Genomic DNA, 4,509 nt, shown 5'->3' with positions numbered 1-4,509 from the left:
CCCCAACGACACGGCGCCCTATCGCGAGCTGGTGCGCCGCGGCGTCARCGACTATGTGGTGGGACCGGTCGAAACGCTCGACGTGGTCCGTTCGATCTGCAGCCTGTTCTCGGCGTCCGAAGCCATCATCACCGGCCGCGTCATCGCGGTGGTCGGCGCCAAGGGCGGCGTCGGTGCGTCCACCGTCGCGCACAATGTGGCCTGGACCATCGCCCGCGACCTCGCGCTCGATTCCGTCGTGATCGACCTCGACCTCGCCTTCGGCACCGCCAGCCTCGACTACAACCAGGACCCGGTGCAGGGCATCGCCAACGCGGTGCTGTCGCAGGACCGGCCCGATACGGCGCTGATGGAGCGCCTGCTCGCCAAATGCACCGAGCGCCTCAGCCTTCTGGCGGCGCCTGCCACCCTCGACCGGGTCTACGATTTCGGCGCGGAGGCCTTCGACGCGGTGTTCGACACGCTGCGCATGACCACGCCCTGCATCGTGCTCGACGTCCCCCATCAATGGTCGGGCTGGACGCGGCGCGCGCTGATCAACGCCGACGACATCGTGATCGTGGCCGAGCCCGATCTCGCGAACTTGCGCAACACCAAGAACATGCTGACCGTGCTGAAGGCGGCGCGGCCGAACGACCGGCCGCCGCTGTACTGCATCAACCAGGTCGGCATGCACAAGCGCGCGGAGATCGACGTCAAGTCGTTCGTCAAGACCATGGAGAGCCAGCCGATCGCGGTGATCCCGTTCGATTCGAAACTGTTCTCCACCGCGGCCAACAACGGCCAGATGATCGCGGAAGTCTCCAAGAGCCACCGCACCACCGAGCTGTTCCAGAACATGGCGAACCGCCTCGCCGGGCGCGGCGAGGTGAAGAAGCCGAAGCGCTCGCTGCTCGCACCGCTCCTGAAGAGGCTGAAGGGCCGATCGGGCCGCGCATCGGCCCCGCATCGCAAGGCGTCGTAAGGAGCTGAACTCGCAAAGGCCGGGAAAAGGGCGGACTATTTGTCCGCCCTTTGCTGTTTCTTGGCCAGCACCTGGCGCAGTGCCGCGACCTTGGCCGCGGCCTGGTCCGGCGGCAAATCTGCCTTCACGAGGATTTCAGCCTCGGCCTCGCGGCCCTGCAATCCCAGCACGAGCGCGAGATTGGCGCGGACCCGCGCATCGTTCTGATTGCGCTGATAAGCGCGGCCGAGCACCTGTTCGGCCTTCGACAAATTGTTTTGCAGCATATAGGACAGGCCGAGATTGGACAGCACGGTCGGCTCGTCGGGCACGATCTTCAGCGCCGCGGCGTAATATTGCTGCGCCTCCTCGTTGCGGCCGAGCTGGTCGAGCGCGGCACCCTGCGCCGACAGGATGCGCCAGTCCGGATCCTCGGGCGAATGCGCGCGGCCCAGCACGTCGAAAGCCTGCTGGAAATTGCCGTTGTCGGCGAGCGCGCGGCCGTAGCCGGCGAGCAGCGCCTTGTTGCTGGGATGGCCGAGCACGGCCTGCTCGAGCACCGCGACCGCCTGGGCGCGCTGGCCGGTCTCGCGCAGCGCCTTGCCGTATTCGAGCGCGATGTTGGGATCGCTGGGCCTGGCGCGAAAACGCTCGCGCAATGCGTCCATGTCCGGCCTGGCGTCGGCCTTGCTTGCGGCGTCCGACTTGCCGCCGAGCGCGCCGGTGATGTCCTCGATGCCGGTGGTCTGACAGCCGCCGAGGGCAAGGATCAGAAGCGCGGAAAACAGATATCTCGCCGGGCGAGAGGCACGGGACAAACGCTTGGGCATACTCTGATCACTCGGCGACTGATCAGAGATGCTTACCGATTAACGCTAAATTCCCGTTAAGGAAGTCAGCCCCGCAGCCTAATCGGTGAACTCGGCACCGAATTCGCAGCCGATGCGCCAGCGCAGCCGGCACTGGCGGGAATAGTCGGGTGCGAAGATGATGGTGAATTGCGGCGGCACTTCCAGGAATTCCGCCACCACTTTCACGCCCCCGTCCGAAATATCCGTGATTGTGCAATCCCGCGGCAGCGAGCCCGCGCCAAAATGGATCTTGGCGAGCCGGCTGCATACCCGACGTTCGCTTCTCCGGCGATTTGCAAGCATTGGAATTCTTCACCCCATTAGATCACGGCTCATCCCGCAGCCCTAGGAGTAGCGGACATTCGTTGGAATGTGCTGAGGACAGCCGCTCGCATTCGAGGCGTAGTGTCCGCGTCGCGTTTACGATTGGTTAGGGCTTGGGCGGCGCCGGATATGTTCCTGTATTGTTCTTGCGGAGGATGGCCGGCTCTGCTACCCTCGATTGTGCAAGAGGGCAGGCTGGTTCGGCATGGTTCAACGGGTTTCTACCGTCGCCTTTGAGGGGATCGAGGCCCGCGCGGTCGACGTGCAGGTGCAGGTCGCGCCGGGCCTGCCGGCCTTTGCCATCGTCGGCCTGCCGGACAAGGCGGTATCGGAGGCGCGGGAGCGGGTCCGCTCGGCGCTGATCGCATCAGGCCTGGCGCTGCCGGCGCGGCGGATCATCGTCAATCTGGCCCCTGCCGATCTGCCCAAGGAAGGCAGCCATTACGACCTGCCGATCGCGCTCGGGCTGATGGCGGCGATCGGCGCGATTCCGCCGGACGCGCTGACCGGCTTCACCGTGCTCGGAGAGCTCGGCCTCGACGGCTCGATCGCGCCGGTGGCCGGCGTTCTCCCCGCCGCGATCGGCGCCAATGTGCGCGAGGAAGGCCTGATCTGTCCGGCCGCCTGCGGCTCGGAAGCGGCCTGGGCGAGCCCGGACATCCAGATCATCGCCGCACAATCGCTGATCCAGATCGCCAACCACTTCAAGGGCACGCAGGTGCTGTCGCGGCCCTCGCCGAGGGTGCATGAGGCCGCCGCCTCGCCGCTCGACCTGCGCGACATCAAGGGCCAGGAAAGCGCCAAGCGGGCGCTGGAGATCGCGGCCGCCGGCGGACATCACCTGTTGATGATCGGCGCGCCCGGCGCCGGCAAGTCGATGCTGGCGGCGCGCCTGCCCTCGATCCTGCCGCCGCTCTCGCCGGGCGAGCTGCTCGAGGTCTCGATGATCGCCTCCGTTGCCGGCGAGATCGAAGGCGGTGCGCTGACGTCGCGGCGCCCGTTCCGCTCGCCGCATCATTCCGCCAGCATGGCCGCGCTCACCGGCGGCGGCATCCGTGCCAAGCCCGGCGAAATCTCGCTGGCGCACCAGGGCGTGCTGTTCCTCGACGAATTGCCGGAGTTCGATCCGCGCGTTCTGGATTCGCTGCGCCAGCCGCTGGAAAACGGCGAGGTCTCGGTGTCCCGCGCCAATCATCGCGTCACCTACCCTGCCCGCTTCATGCTGGTCGCGGCGATGAATCCCTGCCGCTGCGGCAACGCGTTCGAGCCCGGCTATGCCTGCAAGCGCGGCCGCATCGATCGCTGCACCGGCGACTACCAGGCCCGCATCTCAGGGCCCTTGATGGACCGCATCGACCTGCGCATCGAGGTTCCGGCGGTGACCGCAGCCGACCTGATCCTGCCGCCGCCGGCGGAGGGATCAGCCGAGGTCGCCGCGCGCGTGGCGGCGGCGCGCGACATCCAGCTGGCGCGTTACGCGGCGATCGGCCTACCGCGGGTCCGCACCAATGCCGAGGCGCCAGCCTCGGTGCTGGAAGAGATCGCCAAGCCGGATGCGCAAGGCGCCAAGCTGCTGCGCGACGCCGCCGAGACCATGCGGCTGTCGGCGCGCGGCTATCACCGGGTGCTGCGGGTGGCGCGCACGCTCGCTGATCTCGACGGCGCCGACAGGATCGGCCGGCTGCATCTCGCCGAAGCGCTGTCCTATCGCGCACTCGCAGAGGATGTGCGCCAGATGGCGTGATCATTCCGCGCATCAACCCGGCGGTAACGAGTTTCCTTTACGCTCTGCAAACCATAAGGCCCACAAGTTCCCGTACGGCCTGGCGAGTAGAGTGTCATGTTGCGTTTGAAGATCCTGGCCTCGGTTGTTCCCCTGTTGGCGGCTGCGGTGTTTGCCCGCAGCGAGATCGGATCGGTCTCGCATCCCTGCATCGCCCTGGGCGACACCTCCGTCGAGCTGACATCGCTGTTCTGGACCGCCGGCGTCCATGTCGCCTTCACCGACGATCCGACGCGGGCCACGGTCAGGGTTCAGATCACCGACGATGCGGACGGTGCGGACTTCGCGGTGGTGGACGACGGTCTCGGCTCCGAGCCGGATTCCTGCCAGGCCAATCCGCAGACCCGGCTCATCACGATTGCCGCGCAGCCGGTCGACGGCGGGCCGGTGATCTATCTCTCCACCGACGGGCCGGCCGATTACCGCATCTATGTGCGCTCGAAGATGTTCTCGCAGCGCGAGGCGGCGGCGCTGATCGTCGGCGCCCACGACGGTCACCGCCCGTTCCAGGCCGCCTCGCTCTGAAGCGCGATGATCATCACGCTTCAGGTTGGTGTTGGAGCATGATCTTTCAGGAAAACCGCTGCACACTTTTCCGGATCATGCTC

The 4,509-nt window shown here is 66.7% G+C and carries 5 protein-coding genes; 3 read left to right on the top strand and 2 right to left on the bottom strand.

What is annotated here, in order from left to right; genetic code table 11:
* Positions 1-964 (top strand): CpaE/TadZ family protein (locus tag AC1D00_RS28470; protein WP_477012950.1); only part of this gene is annotated, 964 nt, incomplete at its 5' end.
* Between the two features lie 35 nt (positions 965-999).
* Here AC1D00_RS28470 and AC1D00_RS28465 read toward each other — a convergent pair.
* Together AC1D00_RS28465 and AC1D00_RS28460 are read right to left on the bottom strand one after the other, a co-directional pair.
* Entirely contained in the window at positions 1,000-1,773 is a 774-nt protein-coding gene (locus AC1D00_RS28465) for a tetratricopeptide repeat protein (RefSeq protein WP_404551622.1), read from the bottom strand.
* Between the two features lie 78 nt (positions 1,774-1,851).
* Entirely contained in the window at positions 1,852-2,097 is a 246-nt protein-coding gene (locus AC1D00_RS28460; protein ID WP_011083489.1) for a PilZ domain-containing protein, read from the bottom strand.
* Between the two features lie 226 nt (positions 2,098-2,323).
* Here AC1D00_RS28460 and AC1D00_RS28455 point away from each other — a divergent pair, with 226 nt between their 5' ends.
* Both AC1D00_RS28455 and AC1D00_RS28450 read left to right on the top strand, forming a co-directional pair.
* Positions 2,324-3,862, top strand: a complete 1,539-nt coding sequence (locus tag AC1D00_RS28455) for a YifB family Mg chelatase-like AAA ATPase (RefSeq protein WP_477012949.1) — start codon at positions 2,324-2,326, stop codon at positions 3,860-3,862.
* Positions 3,863-3,958: 96 nt separating this feature from the next.
* Positions 3,959-4,426, top strand: coding sequence for a hypothetical protein (locus tag AC1D00_RS28450; protein ID WP_477012948.1), 468 nt, complete (start codon positions 3,959-3,961; stop codon positions 4,424-4,426).
* The last annotated feature ends 83 nt before the right edge of the window (positions 4,427-4,509 follow it).

Source organism: Bradyrhizobium sp. P2_E8, assembly GCF_056403875.1.
This window is presented reverse-complemented; position numbering and strand designations above follow the sequence as displayed.